This is a genomic window from Dyadobacter sp. SG02 (assembly GCF_900109045.1).
Classification (GTDB): Bacteria; Bacteroidota; Bacteroidia; order Cytophagales; family Spirosomataceae; genus Dyadobacter.
In genome coordinates this window covers 91,482-107,837 of sequence record NZ_FNYL01000002.1, presented here as the reverse complement: position 1 = coordinate 107,837, position 16,356 = coordinate 91,482, and the positions used below count along the sequence as shown (strand labels likewise).

General features: G+C 47.9%; 13 protein-coding genes. All 13 read right to left on the bottom strand.

Annotation, left to right across the window (positions count from 1 at the left end; translation table 11 throughout):
• Position 1: 1 nt before the first annotated feature.
• A complete protein-coding gene (locus BMW93_RS04265; protein WP_090373979.1) occupies positions 2 to 2,431 on the bottom strand; it encodes an ABC transporter permease in 2,430 nt (809 codons plus the stop codon).
• A 199-nt stretch (positions 2,432 to 2,630) separates the two neighbouring features.
• Positions 2,631 to 5,015: an ABC transporter permease gene (locus BMW93_RS04260; RefSeq protein ID WP_090373978.1), complete on the bottom strand. Its 2,385-nt coding sequence runs from the start codon at positions 5,013 to 5,015 to the stop codon at positions 2,631 to 2,633.
• Positions 5,016 to 5,222: 207 nt separating this feature from the next.
• On the bottom strand, positions 5,223 to 7,601 hold the full coding sequence (locus BMW93_RS04255; RefSeq protein WP_090373977.1) for an ABC transporter permease: 2,379 nt from the start codon (positions 7,599 to 7,601) through the stop codon (positions 5,223 to 5,225).
• Positions 7,602 to 8,099: 498 nt separating this feature from the next.
• Positions 8,100 to 8,633, bottom strand: a complete 534-nt coding sequence (locus BMW93_RS04250) for a carboxymuconolactone decarboxylase family protein (protein ID WP_090373976.1) — start codon at positions 8,631 to 8,633, stop codon at positions 8,100 to 8,102.
• 159 nt (positions 8,634 to 8,792) lie between these two features.
• Positions 8,793 to 9,644 (bottom strand): AraC family transcriptional regulator, encoded by an 852-nt coding sequence (locus tag BMW93_RS04245; protein WP_090373975.1) that lies wholly within the window; start codon positions 9,642 to 9,644, stop codon positions 8,793 to 8,795.
• A 135-nt stretch (positions 9,645 to 9,779) separates the two neighbouring features.
• Positions 9,780 to 10,310, bottom strand: coding sequence for a DUF417 family protein (locus BMW93_RS04240; RefSeq protein WP_090373974.1), 531 nt, complete (start codon positions 10,308 to 10,310; stop codon positions 9,780 to 9,782).
• A gap of 144 nt (positions 10,311 to 10,454) precedes the next feature.
• Entirely contained in the window at positions 10,455 to 10,988 is a 534-nt protein-coding gene (locus BMW93_RS04235) for a carboxymuconolactone decarboxylase family protein (protein ID WP_090373973.1), read from the bottom strand.
• A gap of 36 nt (positions 10,989 to 11,024) precedes the next feature.
• A complete protein-coding gene (locus tag BMW93_RS04230; RefSeq protein ID WP_090373972.1) occupies positions 11,025 to 11,798 on the bottom strand; it encodes an SDR family oxidoreductase in 774 nt (257 codons plus the stop codon).
• Positions 11,799 to 11,804: 6 nt separating this feature from the next.
• A complete protein-coding gene (locus BMW93_RS04225) occupies positions 11,805 to 12,464 on the bottom strand; it encodes a TMEM175 family protein (protein ID WP_090373971.1) in 660 nt (219 codons plus the stop codon).
• 13 nt (positions 12,465 to 12,477) lie between these two features.
• The gene (locus BMW93_RS04220; RefSeq protein ID WP_090373970.1) at positions 12,478 to 13,506 is read right to left on the bottom strand and encodes an L-histidine N(alpha)-methyltransferase; all 1,029 of its coding nucleotides are present in this window, start codon (positions 13,504 to 13,506) and stop codon (positions 12,478 to 12,480) included.
• Positions 13,507 to 13,571: 65 nt separating this feature from the next.
• Positions 13,572 to 14,762, bottom strand: coding sequence for an ergothioneine biosynthesis protein EgtB (gene egtB / locus BMW93_RS04215; protein ID WP_090373969.1), 1,191 nt, complete (start codon positions 14,760 to 14,762; stop codon positions 13,572 to 13,574).
• 45 nt (positions 14,763 to 14,807) lie between these two features.
• Positions 14,808 to 15,677 (bottom strand): alpha/beta fold hydrolase, encoded by an 870-nt coding sequence (locus BMW93_RS04210; protein ID WP_090373968.1) that lies wholly within the window; start codon positions 15,675 to 15,677, stop codon positions 14,808 to 14,810.
• A 59-nt stretch (positions 15,678 to 15,736) separates the two neighbouring features.
• Complete coding sequence (locus BMW93_RS04205) at positions 15,737 to 16,276, bottom strand: TetR/AcrR family transcriptional regulator (protein WP_090373967.1); 540 nt, start codon at positions 16,274 to 16,276, stop codon at positions 15,737 to 15,739.
• Positions 16,277 to 16,356: the final 80 nt, after the last annotated feature.

Here is a 16,356-nt window from a genome sequence, read left to right as displayed (position 1 = left end):
CCTACTCGCTGCGCAAGCTTTTCACAGGATTAGTTAGTGCAGCTTTAATGCTCTGGAAACTGACTGTCGCCAGCGCAATGCAGACTGCCAGCAGTCCCGCCAGAACAAAAATCCACCAGTGAATGGTAATCTTGTAAGCAAAATCATTCAACCATTGATTCAGACCCCACCAGGCAATTGGGGAAGCTAACGCCAGCGCTATCAAGACGAGCATAATAAAATCCTTTGAAAGTAACCCAACAATACTACTGACAGATGCACCCAGCACTTTTCGAACTCCGATTTCTTTCGTGCGTTGCTCCGCAGTGTAGGTAGCCAGTCCGAATAATCCCAGGCAGGCAATGAAGATGGTCAGACTCGAAAAGATTGTGAGAATTTCCCCCATTCTTTGCTCCGCTTCGTAAACCTTCTCAAAACGGTTCTCTAAAAACGAATAGGAGAAAGGAGCCGCTGGCGAAAATGATTCCCACTGCTTTTTCAATGAGGCCAGAAACTGCGGAATGTTATCCGTACGTGTTTTGACCAGAATACTTCCTGAGTTCTTTCCTAAAAACATTACCAAGGGCCCGATCTTTTGCCGAAGCGATTCGAAATGAAAATCGTTTACCACACCAATGACACGGTATATCCTTTTAGTACCGTCGTCATCCGTGTGACCAATCAACTCTCTGCCAATCGGCCTTTGCTGCCAGCCAAGAGCACGTACCGCCGTTTCATTCAGAACTACGGCGGATGAATCGGTGGCAAACTCCTTTGAAAAGTTACGCCCCTGAACTACGCGCATACCCAATGTCGGAATGTACTCGTAGTCAACATGGTACAATCGGCTCGCTACTCCCTGATTCGGATTTTCTCTGGGCATGACTGCACCGTTATTAGAACTTATGCTACCGATGGGTACATCACCCGAAATACTGCCCGAGACGACCTGGGCAGACCGCACGATCTGATCACGAAATACAGCTTCGTTTTTTCGAAGCATATAGGTTTCATGAACCACCAACACTGCTTCCCGATCAAAACCGATGTTCCTGGACTGCATATAGCGTAGTTGCTGATCTGCCGCGACGGTGGCGATGATGAGGGAAATAGTGATGAAAAATTGAAATACCACTAACCCGCCTCGCAAATGGAAGCTGCCACGCCCGGCCAAAACGCGCCCTTTTAACACAGAGACTGGCTTAAAAGAAGACAGGTAAAACGCGGGATAGCTACCTGCCAGCAACCCTACCAAGACTGTTACCGCTATTGATCCACCGAGCATAAATGGGTTGGCGAATGTATTGAAAGCAATTGTTTTTCCTGTCAGCTGGCCAAAGTATGGCCGGACCATCACTACCAATACCAATCCAACCATCAGCGCCACGATCGCAAGAAGAAGTGATTCGGTCAAAAACTGCTGCCTCAACTGTCCTTTCAAAGATCCCAGCACTTTGCGAACGCCCACTTCACGCGAGCGCCGGGCTGCCATGGCCGTCGAAAGGTTCATAAAGTTTACGCAGGCGATCAATAACATAAATATCGCAATAGCTGACAGCACGTACACATTGCGAATATCCCCGCCCGGTTTCAGCTCAGCACCCCGAAAAGGCGAATGTAAATGAATGTCGGGCACCGGTTGAAGGAAAATTCCGAAATCATCCCCCTTTTCGCGAAACTGCTTAAGACTTGTTCCAAGAAATTTCTGCAACTCACCTTCCACTTGTTTTTCAGCAAGTCGCGGGCTTTTAATTATCAGTTTCTTGTAATCGTATTTTTCGGGAAGTACCAGATAAGTGTAAAAGTTCATGTTGTCCAGCCAGCCAACGGTCTGTGCTTCTTTGAGCCCGGCAAGCGAAGCAAGCATATCGAATTGAAAATGGGAATTCGCAGGAACTTTCGCGACGACCGCCGTGATCCGGTAGGGCGTTTTTTCACTACCAAACAACAAAGTCCGGCCCACAGGCTCCTGGCTACCGAAGTATTTCCGGGCAGTTTCTTCGGTCAGCACCACCGTGTTGGGTTCGACCAGTGCCCGCCCCGGATTTCCCTTCACGAAGCGAATACTGAAAACCTCAAAAAAAGTTGAGTCGACGTACAGCAGATTATCCTCTTTAGATGCCGTTGCACCATTGCTGATAAATTTACCTCCCTGATTCCGAATGCGTGTGGTATTCAACACTTCCGGAAATTCCTGCTGCAAGTCCCGCCCGGCGGTGGGCCCTAACGTTGGCCCATCAACATTGGCACCGTTTAATCGTAGGTTGACGCCGACCCGAAAAATCCTGTCTGCTTTCTGGTGATACCGGTCATAGGATAGTTCATCCTGCACGTATACCATGATCAGCATGCACGTAGCCAATCCGATGGCCAAACCAACTACATTAATAGCCGTCGAAACTTTTTCACGTTTAAAATTGCGCAAAGCGATTTTCAGGTAATTACGTATCATGATTCTTTGGAAGTGAAGTGGTTCAGATACTATCCTTAATATCCTGTCTGCGAGATGACAAATAGCTTAATCAGGTTGCATGACGCTCCTATTTTCTACGAATTCTGAACCTAACGGACCAAAGGCCATTCATTTGAATTGATTTTTGAAATTCCGGGATACTTACCGTCGATTCTATCATTCTCCCGCAAAAACTGTATTAGTTATTTTGCAGGCTGTCGATCGGGTTTTGCAGGGCTGCCCTTACCGCCTGATAGCCGGTTGTCAGGAATGCCACTACGAAGGTTGCCAGCAGCCCCCAAATCAAAACACCCGGGCCAAGCTCGATTTTGAATTTGAAACCGTTGAGCCATTTCTGCATTGACCACCATACCACGGGAGCTGCTATGAGAAATGCTGCTGCGATTAAGTACACATACTCTTTGCCGAAAATCCAGACGATTTGCCCGACTGTGCTTCCCAAAACTTTGCGAATCCCGATCTCCTGCTTTTTCCGGGCTGTCATAAATGATATCAAGCCATAAAGACCAAGGCAACCGATCGCCATAGCCAGCGCAGCGAATACCAGGCCGAGTTTGAACATAAGCGCTTCCGTTTTGTAAAAGCTGGCCAAATCATCATCCAAAAATTCATACTCAAATAAGGTCTCAGGATGGTTCGTACGCCAAATTCTTTCGAGCAAATTTAATATTCCCTCCAAATCCCGTGTATTGACTTTTACAGCATAAGCCATATAAAGATCTGGTGCGGCGAATATGGCGACAGGGTTAATGTCATTGTGAAAAGACAAGTCGTGGAAGTCCCGTACAACTCCTACGATCAGCCCTTTGTTTTCATTGATGTCCAGCGTTTTTCCCAGCACGTTTTCGGGGGAAGCAAGGTTTAGTTTTTTTACGAATGCCTCATTGACAATAAATTCCCGTATTGAATCGGAGGTCGACATATTTCGTCCGGCTATCAACGTCAACCCGAAAGTCTTGATAAAATCAGCGTCAGCAGCTTTAACCGATACCTGGAACGGTTCTCCGGAAGGGTCATGGTCATAGTAAGGGGTAGTAGTCCAGTTCCGGTCATTGGAGGCAGGCGGGGCGTAGCATAGTGTTATATTTCCAACCCCATTGATCTGCTCCATTTCAAGTTTTACAGTTTTCGCTTTCTGATGGCCAGAGGCGATCGGTAACGTTATGATAGCATCCCTGCTAAAACCAAGGTCAGATTTCCGGACATACTCCATTTGACGGATGATCACGATCATTGACATAATAAGGGCCTGCACGAGTACAATCTGGATAATGATCAGGACTCGCCGGATGTCTAACCCGTGCAGGTTTTGATGGGATATTTTTCCTTTTAATGCGATGATAGGCTGGAACCCGCTCGCGACTATACCTGGGTACGAGCCTGCAATCAACGTTATCAGCACGACAAGCAACAAGGCAAAGCCCGCTAAGTAAGGATCGGCGATCAAACCAAGGCTCAGAGGTATTTCAAACCAGTTGCTTACTTGCGGAAGAATCGTAACCGTTATACCTGTTGCGACAACGAATGCGATGATTGTAATGAGCGCTGTTTCCGTAATGAATTGCCCGAATAATTGGCTACGCAATCCTCCCATTGCCTTTCTGACGCCGACTTCCTTTGTCCGTTTGATGGCCTGAGCTGTCGCCAGGTTGATAAAATTGACACAGGCAGTGGTAACCAGAAACAGGCCGATCAGGGCAAGTATCCATAAGTTCTTCTTCTCTACCTTTCCGCCATATTTTGCATCAAAATGAAACTCTGAGAGTGGTTGAAGCTTGTAATGATGGACTTTTTTTAAATCCGGCCGGAATTTGGATGCATAACTTTGCAAGGCACGCTCGACGATACTCGGATCTACTTGCGGACGTAGCTTCACATAGCACTTCATTGCGTCGCTGATGCCGTTCCAGGAGTCCTCAGCAGCCAGCCATTCGCTTTGTTGCCCCAATGTATTATAAGACACGAAAATTTCAGTTTTCTGATAGCTGTTTGAAGGCAGGTCTTTCAGAATTCCCGTGATTCGGACGGAAATGTTACGGGCAAACCGTATCCTTTTGTTGATCGGGTTATCGTTTCCAAAATACTTTCTCGCAAGACGCCGGGTAATCACCGCCGTATTGGGCTCCGAAAGTGCCAGTGCAGCGTTTCCGCTCTCGAAGGGGAAATGAAAGATTGTGAAGTACGGATGTTCTACAAATGCAACCCCGCCAGGTTCCTTGTACCGGCTTTTTTGGACAGCGCCTTCAACGGTAACTTGTATATCTTCAAATGTGGCTGTCCGGGCAACGACTTCCGCAAAATCATAATCCTGCCGGAAAGCCTTTCCCAGCGGTGCCGGTACGCCCGGTTCATAAGTGACAACTTCACCTCGCCTCTCTGTGACGACCCGGTAAATATTTGTTGCATTGCTATGAAAATTGTCGAAGCTCAGGTGATACCTGACAACCATGTAAATGATCAGCGCACAAGTAATGCCCAGCGAAAGTCCGAAAACGTTCAGGGCTGCATACAGTCTGTTTTGGAGCAGGGAGCGGACCGCTACCTTTAAATAGTTTCGAAGCATTACCTTGTCCGGATAATTTTCAAAACTGCGGTGTCAAGCGCGGGACTAACCACCATTATTCCCGCCAAAGCGCTGAGATTTTTCATTGGTTCTGATTTTTCGATTTCCCAACTATGATGGGACTTTTCGAAATGGTTGCAGGAACCGGACCGAAAAATTTGCCGCAAGGTGAATCAGACACCGGATACTTCAATACGTGACTACATATCACTCGCTCCGTATGGCCTCTACGGGAACCATCAGCGCTGCCTTAATACTTTGAAAACACACCGTCAAAAACGCAATGAAGACAGCAACAAATGCGGACGCAACGAAAAGCCAGGGACTTATTTTTGTTTGATAGGCATAACTTTGCAGCCATCGCGCCATCATATACCAGGAGCAGGGAGTCGCTATTAAAAGTGCGGCAGCTATTTGCCAGAAAAGGTCTTTGGTCAGCAATGCAAGTATTTCAGTGGCCGTAGCCCCTAAAACTTTGCGTATGCCAATTTCGGCAGTTCTGCGGCTGATGTTAAGCGTAGAGATACCAACCAGCCCCAGACACGAAAGGAAAACCGCGATACCGGCGAGCAACGCGAAAAATGCGCCAAACTGTGCTTCGGCCACGTATTGTGCATGATAAGCTTCGTCGGCAAAAAAATAGGTAAAGGGCACGTTTGGAATGACTGTGTTCCATTGGGCTTTTAATTTAGCAACCGTTTCGGCTACCGACCGGTTGGGCAAAGAAATGCTAACGAACGTAAAAAAGCCCGGGGCGACACGGAAAGTCAGGGGCCGTACGGTTTCCCGAAGCGTGTGATAATGGAAATCCTTCGTCACGCCGATGATCGTACCCTTTCGGTTCAATTGCTGGAATCTCTTCCCGATGGCCTTTTCGGGGCTGTCAAAACCGAGTGCTTTACAGGCAGATTCATTGATGAGCATAGCCTCTGTCGAGTCGGAACCCAGCCCCCGGTCAAAAGGCCGGCCTGCCACCATTTGAATTTGATAATGTTTAAGAAAATCGTGGTCTATGAAATAGGCGTCGGCTTGAAGTTCCTGCAATTCAGACCTGCTGTTTTGTATCTGAGTAGGATAAGTATGATTTGCCCGGCCAGGTATGCTCGACGACAGACTGACTGCTGTTGAACCATCCAGCCCGCCAATCAAATGTTTCAGGACCGGGGATTGCTTGGATACCTGCCCGTCAAACTGAAAATCCACAACCAGCAAATGATCCTTTTTAAACCCGGGCTCATGATTCTTCATGAAATCAAGCTGTTGGTATATGATCGCTGTGGCGATGATCAATGCGACAGCGACTGTAAATTGAGAAACAATAAGGACTTTATTGAGGCTCAACCCTCGGGTAACCGGCATAAGTACGCCTTTCAAGCTGTTGATCGTCCGGCCATTCGAAAGAAAAATAGCGGGATATATTCCAGCCATTATGCCAACAATTAGCGCGCCCGGCAGTAGCATCATCAGCGCCTGGGTAAGATGAATACGGCTGTCAATGATGATTTTCCCGGCCAATGCATTAAATGCCGGGGCCAGGGACAGTATCAGCAATATCGCCGCAAGCGATGCCAGGCCACTGATTAAAACCGAATCGAGCAGGAATTGAACGATCAGTTGTTTTCGATTCCCGCCCAATACCTTCCTCACACCAATCTCCTTCATTCTGCGCACCGAGAAGGCCGTGGTCAGATTCACGAAGTTGAAACAGGAAACAAAAAGGACCAGTAAGGATATAACCGAAATAATGTAGACATTCTGTCTGCTTCCCGATGAAGAAGTTCCCGTCCTTGTGCCCCGGGGCTTGCCGTCCAGGTAAACGCTTCTCAACGGTTCGAGGAAAAGTTCATAGGTTGACTGCGTCTGGTCGGTATGCTCCTTCACCAGCTTGGTAATCTTGCTGTTGAGTCCTGCAATGTCCGGATTTGGGCCTAGTTCGAGATAGGTGTAAAAGAAAAACCGTTTCCAGTTGCTGTCCCATTCCTTGCCGAGCTTTGTTACCGGAAGCAGATAGTCTGTGCGAAAATGACTATTTACAGGCATGTCCCTCATGACTCCCGTAACGTGCACCGTATCTCTTCCATTCAACATCAAAATTTTCCCAGTAGCAGGTTGCTGACCGAAATATTTATGCGCCGCGGTTTCGGACAAGACAATACTTGACGGAGACTCCAACACTTTCGATGGGTCGCCGCTAAGTAGTGGTATTGTAAAAAGAGAAAAAATAGAAGGATCTGCATATGCCACATTTTCCTCGGCATACATGTTTTTATCCCTCTGTACGACCAGGTAATCCGGAAAGATTCTTGTTGCGCCTTTCACTTCGGGAAGCGACTGTTGTATGAGAGGGGCCATTCCGCCCAATGTACTTTTATAGTCGGTCCCCGACTCGGTTTTCACATCCGTCACAAGCCGGTAAAGCCTGTCGGCCTTCTGATTTCCACTATCATAACTAAGTTCAAAATGCACAAACATCGCGCAGAAAAAACAAACACACATACCAATCGCCAACCCTACCAAATTAATCGTGCTGTACAATTTGTTGGCAGCGATATTGCGCCATGAGATTTTTAAATAGTTTTTAAACATAGTCAGGTGAAGCTTTGGAAGTAGCCAACAATGTAACTGGCTTAGAAACGGCTAATTTATCTTGCGATGTGACAGAAAGAAAGGCCAAGAAAAATATGATTGTATCAATGTGAATCCCACTAACCACGGGTAATCGCCGTATCCTGAGAACAGTATCAACTACCATACCAAACTAAAAAAACCGTCCTAGATCGCGCCCAAATTGCATTTCATCGACTTTTCTGTTCAAATTCGGACAACCTGTGTCCGCTTTCAATGTCTTTTTGCATTCAGGCTGGATTAGCGGACGTTACCAAGTATTGGCATTGATATGATACTTCCACTCGTTGCCAGACACGTGAGTGATAGACAGGTTGATAGGATGAGCATATCGTCACACTGCCGATGGTATTCCGGGACATCCCGTCTAAACGCGCGGAATCCGCGCCAAAGCACATAGCTTTGCGCGGATTCAGTGATGGATCATTACTGCGAACAATATTTTTACTTGTTGACTGTTCAAACCTGTGCAGCGATCGGAAAATCGATGGGCACCTCAGTCAGGGCAAAAAGGTAATTGGTCATGATTTTGTCCCCTATCCCGATTACTACATCGGCCAGGTTGCCCTCATTGTACCCAGCCTGGTAAAATGCTTCAAGCAGTTCAGGCACGGTATGGCCTTTATTTTCGGTGACCGCCTTCACGAGTTTGGCCAATGCATCCAGTTTGCCATCGAAAGTGATCTGGGCTTTGCGGATTTCAATAATCTGCTCTTCGGAAAAACCCTGCAATTTGGCGATAGCAGTATGGGCGCTCAAACAGTACAGACATTCATTTACCTGGCTCACTACGAGATTGATCACCTCGCGTTCTTTCGCGCGAAGCGATGTTTTACCGTTTTGCAATGTGAGATAGTTAGCCAATGCGTGATCGGAATTGGCGAGCGCCGCATAAAGGTTAGGGACTTTGCCCGCCACTTTGGTAAGGTTGTCAAAAAGCGCCTGGTTACTGGCCGATACTGTTTCGCGGGTGGGGATGTTGAACGTTTTCATCGTCTTTGGAAGTTTGATTTTGTGATCAATTTTGATGTTCCAAAGGTCCGGCGAATCAGCGCTTGAGAGAATGGCGATATTGCCCGAAGAACAGTCGGCTTTTCCCGATTGCTGGTTCTGTTCATTCCGAAACAGCTTGCCTAGCCCCTTTCGAAGCTTTCAGATAAGCGGATTGAGCTTCTTGAAATCGGTCGGTGACTGCCCGGTCTGCTTCTTGAAAAATTTACTGAAATGGTTGGCGTCCTCAAAACCGATCTCGTAGGCAATCTCCTTGGCAGTTTTGTCGGTATAATAGAATAGCCGCCGCGCTTCGAGTGTCACCCGCTCCTGGATTACCTGTAAAGGACTTTTGTGATTATACAATGCAAAGAGGTTGGAGAGCGTTTTGGGCGACTTGTTGAGCTGATCGGCGTAGAATTTCACCTGATGCTGATGCCGGTAATGGTTCTCGACAAGCAAATTGTATTTTCGGACGATATCCAGTTTGTCCGATGACAGGTCCTGCTCAGAAATGTACTGCTCCCTGGCAAGCCGGGTTACGATGATGATCAAACGTTTGAGCAGCGCCAGCATCATTTCACCCTGGATCGGATCGGGCATTTCAAACTCGTCCTTGAAAACCTGTAACAGCAGGTCCAGCTTTCTCTGATGCTTCTCGTCAATAGCCATGAACATCCGCTGCCCTGAACCATAAAAGAGAAAACCTACGCAGCTTACCTCCTTATCGTGGTTGACGATGCAGTAAAAATCCCTGTTGAACTGCCAGGCTACAATATCCGAAGGCCTCTCAAAATGAAAACTTTCATTGACCATCAGGCATAGCACCGAGTTAGCCGGGAATTCATAATGCACATTATCGATCGTGGCTTTCTGGGTCGCCCCGCGGTTCCAGGCGATGGTCAATAGCTTATCTTTCCGGTCCCGGCCGTAGAAAATGCGATCGAAATCGGTCTGGTCATATACGAGCCTGAACTGGGCATTGGTATGCGGGTGCGTCAGCTGGTGCAGCATGAGTAAGAAAGTTGAACAAATACAATTTAAATCAAACAGACGGAATAAATAAACAGACAATGCCGGCACGGAATATTCGGTGCCGGCATTGTCATCGCAGTCTTACCTAACGGTATTAGCAAGATAAGAATACTTTCAACCTTTGTGGGCCGCGGCTCTCCGGCCGAACCGGGTGATCAGGTAAAGCGAAACGCCCAGAGCCAGCAGGTCTTTATACAGGAACAGCCCCAAAAAGCTCATATAACCTACGCCATTCACGTGCGTAATGGCGTCCGGTGTGGTAATAAGCATCGTACTGGTAACAAAAAACATCATTACCGCAATGCTGCCGCCCACAATGCCAGCCTGGGGACGGAAAAGCCCTGCAAGCATAAGCAAAGCGGCTACGATTTCGGTCAAACCGATCAGATCGCCTCCGGCGTGCACGCCGAAAAGCTGAAAATGCCAGCTGATGAGCGGACTATTGTTGACCAGGACTTCAATGCCTTCCGAGCCGGGATCCGTCATTTTATAGGCGCCCGCCCAGAGCAGCATCACGGTCATAGCCGTAAGCATTACCCGGAATGGAAGGTCCAATTGTTCGATTTTGGCAGCCAGTTTTGCCAATGCAGGTTCCGATATCAATGCTGCGTTTTGATCTTCGGTGGTAATTGCCAAATTTTTCATTGTCTGTTATGTTTTCGTGTTCGATTATTTTGATAGGTCAAAGGTCCGGCGAAAGCAGCCGCGAAAGAATGGCGATAGTTCCCGGTATCAGGGGCGCTTTTCCCGAAGTTGGGCACTTCCTGATTCATGCTGGACAACGCCCGCTTATAATTGCGGCGCAACGGGAAAATCGATCGGAACTTGTGTTAGTGCAAAGACATAGTTAGTGATGATCTTGTCCCCTACACCCACAACCACGTCCATCAAATTGCCCTGGTTATAGCCAGCCGCGTAAAAGTTATCTATTAGCTCGGGCCCGGCGTGACCTTTGTTTTCAGCGATACTTTTGACGAGCTTGGCTAGTGCATCCAGCTTCGGGTCGAAGTGCACTTGCGCTTTCCGTACCTGAATGATCTGTTCATCGGTAAAGCCTTGTCCTTTACTAATTGCGGTATGGGCGCTTAAACAATATAAACATTCATTCACTTGGCTAACGACAAGGTTTATTACTTCCCGTTCTTTTGCGCGAAGTGACGATTTTCCGCTATTAAGTGTCAGATAATTTGCCAGCGCGTTGTCCGAATAGGCGAATACAGAAAACAAATTAGGCACTCTGCCGACCGATTTTGTTAGGTTGTCAAAAAGAGTTTGATTAGCGGCAGACACCTGCTGCCTGGCGGGCACTGAAAATGCGTTCATAAGTTAGCTTTGAAAGTTAAATTGATTTGTGATCTTTTAGATTCCTTTGATTTCTCCACCATCTATCCTGATAGCGGTACCGGTTATAAAGCGTGCTCTCGGGGAAACCAGGAAAGCAATTAGCTCTGCTACCTCCTCGGGCTGGCCAAAGCGGTGAATCCGTGATTCGCGCAAAAAGCTTTGTGCGGCCTGGTCCATAGTCACTTCGCCCGAGCTTGCTATTTTTTCTAGAAAAGCCTGGCGCCTACCAGTCATGATCGGACCTGGGAGTACTGTGTTCACCTGGACGCCGTCCGCTATTCCCTGTTCTGCAAATGCCTTCGAAAGCGCGTCGATCGCCGCATTAATCGCCCCGATAGCCGCAGCCGCGGGTTTCGGGTTTTCTGCCGCAGTACCCGACATAAAAATAATGGAGCCCCTGCTGCTGACAAGGTGCGGCCACGCTTGCATGGTCAGCCTTCTGGCGCTATGGAACTTCACTTCCATTGCGGCAAGCCATTGCACGTCACTCATTTCGAATATGTTGACCTGGGGGACTGCACCCGCTATGTTGATTAGCGCATCAATCCTGCCGAAACGATCGACTGTTTCAAGGATAATTCTTTGGGCCGCGTCCGCTTCCAACAGGTCAGCGAGGACAATAAATGGCTCGGCACCAGCCGCCCTGACTTGTTCTGCGGTCTTTTGTAATTCGTCTGCTCTGCGGGCAACAAGCACAATTCCTTCGAAATCTGCGGCCAGCCGCGAGGCTGTCACGGCACCGATGCCACTACTTGCACCAGTTACAATCGCTACGCGTTTCTCAACCATCGATGTTTAACGTTTGTCTGTTGGATATCTTAAAAATTTCTGAATTTTTCCTAGTCTCACCAGATGCTGGTTGGAAGCTTTAATTTCTGGCCTGGTGTACAAAATCAGGCATCCGCATACCATTGTAAAACCCAATATGGGCGCCCACAGGGAAATCACCGTCGAAACCAGGAATACAGCAATTGTCGCAGTAGACCTTAAGCGGATCATCCAGCTCGCCAATGGTTTGTGCTCTTTTGTACGACCGTCCTGCTGGCTTTCCCAAACCAGGATTAAATAGCTGACATTAACCGTTAAGAAAACGAAAGCGTACAATGAAACAGGAACGGGTGCAAGTTTGCTTTCAGCTACCCAATCCGTTAGAAAAGGAATGAGGGAAACCGAAAACAAGTGGCCAAAATTTGCCCACAACAGCCGTAGGCTTACCCCTGAAAGATTTCTTAACAAATAATGATGGTTTAGCCATACAATGGAAATGAAAAGATAGCTAGTGGCATAGCTCAGCCATGTTGGCCATAGTGAGAGCACTGCATGGAAATCATCTCCGGCTGGCTTCTTTAATTCCAATACCATAATGGTGATAATGATCGCAAAAACGCCGTCGGAGAATGCAAATACCCTGTCAGCAGAAGCGTCGACTGCTTTTGGTTCGGATTGCTGTTCCATCTTTCGAACGTGCTTACATTTGTTTAGCCTCCCAAACCATATCCACAAACCAGCCATTAGCATCGTAATAATTCTGAATTACTTCGAAACCGGCGATTTTAGCCATCTTTTCAAGTTCGGCTATATTGTATTTCTGCGAAATCTCTGTAAATATCGTCTCGTGCTTCTGGAAATAGATATAATCGGTTCGGTCCTGTAAACGAAACGTCACGGCCTGCTCCTGCAAGCTGATCAAATAGCTTTTGCAACTGCCCGATTCAGGATCATAAGTGGGAAAATGCTCGAACTGGTCCAAGTTAAAATCCGCATTCAACTCCCGGTTAAGCCGCGCGAGCAGGTTAAGGTTAAAGCGGCGGGTAATGCCCTGCTTGTCATTGTAAGCTGCCAGTACCTGCTGCGGGGATTTTTTAAGGTCTATGCCAACTACGAACCTGTCGCCAGCATTCAACAATGCGCGAATACGCTCACACAATTTCAGCGCATCCACCGGCAACATATTTCCCAGGTTTGAACCCAGCATCATGACCGTCTTCCTGATGGTCGAACGCCTGGCTGCTTTTTGCAACATCGGCAGATACTCCCCTACTAAACCGCTTACTCTTATATGCGGGACCATATTACCCAAATTGCCCGTCAGGTATGCGACCATACTACCGGAAATATCAATCGGAACATAAGTGTAGCATGCCTGCAAGCGGCTAAGCGCTTGCAAAAGGTAAATCGATTTTTGCGCGTCCCCCGAGCCCAGCTCGATCAAATCGGTATCGCTACCGTCGCCAATTAATTGCTGGGCGAGCTCGTCAGAATTGTTTTGAAATATTTCCAGCTCGCATTTGAACGGATAATATCCCTGACAAGCCATGATCTGCTGAAATATCCGGTCGCCCTGCGCATCGTAAAAATATTTTGAGCTGATATGCTTTTGCCGGGCGCTGAGTCCCCTGAGGACATCCACGTAAAAATTCAAAATATCTGGCCTCGTCGTCTTGTCGGAAGTCGGGGCAACTTCAACACTGCCAATGAACTGATCTGGAATGAACATAGTCATACTGGTTAATGAGTGCTTGTTGTCATAACGTCTACATATATACGCTTCCTACTGACACACTAGGAGCGCGCTGTTCTGATGCCGGAAAATTGCCAACGAGCCTGAGGTTGAAAGAAATTGCGATACGTAATCCGGCTATGCCCAGGCGAGGTGTAGGTGGAAGCACCGCGAAGGATCTGCTGGTTCACCATGAATTTGCCATTATATTCTCCAAGTGCACCGGCAGGCTTAACGTAGCCGGGATATGGCAGATAGGCGCTTCCGGTCCACTCCCACCGCTGGCCCCAGTGCATTTCAGGCGCAGCTACCTCCCATTCAAATTCGGTAGGGAGCCTTAACCCGATCCAACTGGCATAAGCGTAAGCCTCGTAGTAACTCACGTGGCAAACGGGCTCTTGCGGGTCGATCGGTCGTAGCCCGTCGAAGGTGTAGTTGAGCCAGTCGCCCTCCCAATAATGCCAATAGAGCGGGGCCTGGATTTGCTGCGCTTTAACCCATGCCCAACCGTCCGAATGCCAATGCCGGAAATCGCTGTATCCACCAGAGTCAATAAATTCACGGTACCCTTTGTTGGTAACCAGTGTTGTGCTTATTTCAAACCGTTCAAGATACACCGTATGCCGGTTACGCTCATTGTCCCAGCAGAAAGCTGACCCAATGTGTCCTATCTCATAATTCCCACGATCGATCTGTAAAAAATCATCATCCGGATTCCGAAAAGTGGTACTAGGGTGCTGTGGATTTACAAAGCGCGGAAACAGCGCATTATTACCTAGAATGTACTTGATGTCGGTCCAGAGCAGCTCCTGATGCTGCTGTTCATGGTTTATTCCGAGCTCGATGACCGGCGAAATCTCCGTCAGCAGGTCTGCGCTTGCCAGGTCCAGTAGCTGATACAGTCTTTCATCCACATAATCCCGATACCGAAATATTTCCTGCACCGTTGGTCTGCTCAGATTTCCCCTTTCTGTCCGCACTACCCTGCGTCCGAGCGTTTCATAGTAGCTGTTAAACACATAATCAAAATCCTTGCTGAACAGCTGATAGTCTGCGCAGTGCGGCTTCAACACAAATGTTTCGAAAAACCAGGTGGTGTGGCCAAGGTGCCATTTAGGTGGACTTACGTCGGGAGCAGGTTGGACTACGAAGTCCTCCGTTTCCAGGCCCTGACAGATATTCACGGTGAGCCGGCGCACCTGTCCATAACGCTCGCGGAGCACCGGACCTTGCGTTATTGTTTCCATCATCATCACAGTTGTAAGTTTAACCAATTTGAATCTGCGTGACTGCTGCTCTTAACGCGGGAGCGTTTCCAGGAACTTCAAAATTGCTTCACCAATCTCATCTACATGGGTTTCCAATGCGAAATGGCCGGTATCGTAAAGCTTGACGATCGCATTGGGAAGGTCTTTGATGAATGCCTCGGCTCCGGCGGGCAGAAAGAACGGGTCTTTGTCGCCCCAAACGGCCAGCAACGGTACCTGACTATCTCGGAAATAATGGTGAAATGTTGGGTACAATGCCACATTGCTCGCATAATCCTTGAAAAGATCCAGCTGGATTTCCTCATTATCGGACCGATCGAGGAAAAACTGGTCGAGCAGGTAGGATTCGGGCGCAACAAGGCTTTTGTCGCTCACCCCGGTAAAGTACTGCCATTGCGTGGATTCGGCAGTGGATAGCACCCGAAGGTCATTACGGTTCTGCTCGCTGGGATCTGCCCAATACTTTTGGATCGGGTTCCAGCCATCACTGAGTCCTTCCACGTAAGCATTCCCGTTTTGCGTAATAATCCCGGTTACTTTTTCCGGGTTGGCGACCGCCAGACGGAATCCGACCGGCGCGCCGTAATCAAATACCTGCACCGCAAAACGCTTTAATCCGAGTTGGTCGATAAACCCTTGAACATATTTGGTCAGGTTATCAAAGGTATATTCGAACGATTTGTAATGCGGTGCATCCGAATTGCCAAACCCAATCAGGTCGGGCGCGAATACGTGGTAGTTCTCTGCCAGGATCGGGATCAAATTCCGGTACATATGCGAAGACGTCGGGTAGCCGTGCAAGAGGAGCACCACGGGCCCGTCAACAGGGCCTGCTTCGCGGTAGAATACGTTCAACCCGTCTACTTGCAATTTCTGGTAGTGTACTTGGTTCTTCTTCATGTGCTATAAAGTTTACAGTTAAAAGAATAAACAGACAAGTCTGTTTTCAGTAAAACAAATTAAAGCAGCTTTTCTACGACTGCCCGTGCGGCCCAGACCGGCCAGGAATCGTTATGCACTTTATGGCCGATGAGCGCCCCCTCGAACAGTGTGTAGATTTCGCTGGCCAACGCTTCATTTTCCAACGGTCCTAGAATGTGCCGAAACAGGTCCCGTACACTTTCCTTCTGCAATTTTACCTGCTGCCGAACCCGGGAGGCGTCATGAGGCAATTCATAAACGATATTGAGAAAATGGCAGCCATGAAAACTTTCGTTGGTCACCGAACTGGCCAGATAATCGAAAATCGCCAGTACCTTTTGCTTCGGCGATCCGCCATGCTCAGATGCCTCTTTCAAACGCGCCAAAGTTTCAGCTCCGGTTAAATGCAAATAAGCCAATAGTAAGTCCTCTTTCGATTTAAAATGTTGGTACAAAGATGATTTGGCAATATCTTCCTGCTCGATGACCTGGTTAATTCCCGTATTACTATAACCTTGCTGATAAAACAGCCTCGCCGCTGTTTTCAGGATCGATTCCCTGACGGTCATATTTCTCATGGTTCAAAGATAAAGCATTATTTTTAAAACAGACAAGTCTGTTTTCATTTTAATTTAATTTTAATACCTAAAGTCCCCCA

Coding starts and splice junctions, on each gene's coding strand:
- BMW93_RS04245 (WP_090373975.1), bottom strand. CDS start 9,644: ATGCTGCACCAGCTGACGCACCCGCATACCAATGCCCAGTTCAGGCTC.
- BMW93_RS04220 (WP_090373970.1), bottom strand. CDS start 13,506: ATGTTCATTCCAGATCAGTTCATTGGCAGTGTTGAAGTTGCCCCGACT.
- BMW93_RS04235 (WP_090373973.1), bottom strand. CDS start 10,988: ATGAACGCATTTTCAGTGCCCGCCAGGCAGCAGGTGTCTGCCGCTAAT.
- BMW93_RS04260 (WP_090373978.1), bottom strand. CDS start 5,015: ATGCTTCGAAACTATTTAAAGGTAGCGGTCCGCTCCCTGCTCCAAAAC.
- BMW93_RS04210 (WP_090373968.1), bottom strand. CDS start 15,677: ATGAAGAAGAACCAAGTACACTACCAGAAATTGCAAGTAGACGGGTTG.
- BMW93_RS04230 (WP_090373972.1), bottom strand. CDS start 11,798: ATGGTTGAGAAACGCGTAGCGATTGTAACTGGTGCAAGTAGTGGCATC.
- BMW93_RS04250 (WP_090373976.1), bottom strand. CDS start 8,633: ATGAAAACGTTCAACATCCCCACCCGCGAAACAGTATCGGCCAGTAAC.
- BMW93_RS04240 (WP_090373974.1), bottom strand. CDS start 10,310: ATGAAAAATTTGGCAATTACCACCGAAGATCAAAACGCAGCATTGATA.
- BMW93_RS04255 (WP_090373977.1), bottom strand. CDS start 7,601: ATGTTTAAAAACTATTTAAAAATCTCATGGCGCAATATCGCTGCCAAC.
- BMW93_RS04225 (WP_090373971.1), bottom strand. CDS start 12,464: ATGGAACAGCAATCCGAACCAAAAGCAGTCGACGCTTCTGCTGACAGG.
- BMW93_RS04205 (WP_090373967.1), bottom strand. CDS start 16,276: ATGAGAAATATGACCGTCAGGGAATCGATCCTGAAAACAGCGGCGAGG.
- egtB (WP_090373969.1), bottom strand. CDS start 14,762: ATGATGATGGAAACAATAACGCAAGGTCCGGTGCTCCGCGAGCGTTAT.
- BMW93_RS04265 (WP_090373979.1), bottom strand. CDS start 2,431: ATGATACGTAATTACCTGAAAATCGCTTTGCGCAATTTTAAACGTGAA.